The sequence below is a fragment of the Mesorhizobium sp. M7A.F.Ca.CA.002.04.1.1 genome, assembly GCF_004022805.1.
Lineage (GTDB): Bacteria > Pseudomonadota > Alphaproteobacteria > Rhizobiales > Rhizobiaceae > Mesorhizobium > Mesorhizobium ciceri.
Genome location: NZ_RZPL01001254.1, coordinates 1 through 608 on the forward strand (window position 1 = coordinate 1; position 608 = coordinate 608).

Annotated in this window: 1 protein-coding gene; it reads right to left on the reverse strand. The window is 55.3% G+C overall.

What is annotated here, in order from left to right; all coding sequences use genetic code 11:
* On the reverse strand, window positions 1-351 hold a 351-nt coding region (locus ENZ75_RS33650), incomplete at its 3' end, for a response regulator (RefSeq protein ID WP_128278693.1).
* Window positions 352-608: the final 257 nt, after the last annotated feature.

A 608-nucleotide genomic window follows, 5' to 3' on the forward strand; every position in this document is an offset into this window, starting at 1 on the left:
GCGCAGCACGGCGCGCACGCGCTCGACCAGCAGGCGCTGTGAGAAGGGTTTGCGGATGAAATCGTCGGCGCCCATCTTGAGACCGAACAATTCGTCGATCTCGTCGTCCTTGGAGGTCAGGAAGATCACCGGCAGGTCGGACTTCTGGCGCATCCGGCGCAGCAGTTCCATGCCGTCCATGCGCGGCATCTTGATGTCGAGAATGGCAAGGTTCGGCGGGCGTGCCGCCAGGCCTTCCAGCGCCGACGCACCATCCGTGTAGGTCTCGACGCGATACCCCTCGGATTCCAGGGCGATCGACACCGATGTCAGAATGTTGCGGTCGTCATCGACAAGCGCGATTGTTGCCATTTCAAGCGGCTCCCTCATGAGCTGTCCCTTCTGTCGTAGAGAAGGGGCTTTTGCAGGACAAATTAGGTACAAAATGTGGCATAGGCCTTGTCCGCTGTCACGCGCGGCATGCCGGCGGCCACAATCCTACCTCGACATGGATTGGACGAACGTACATCGCCAATCCTTTGGGCAACCGCGAAACTTTTTGCACATATAAACGATTTAAACAACTTTCAAAATATTTAAATCGATTAATGATTTGATATCATTTGACT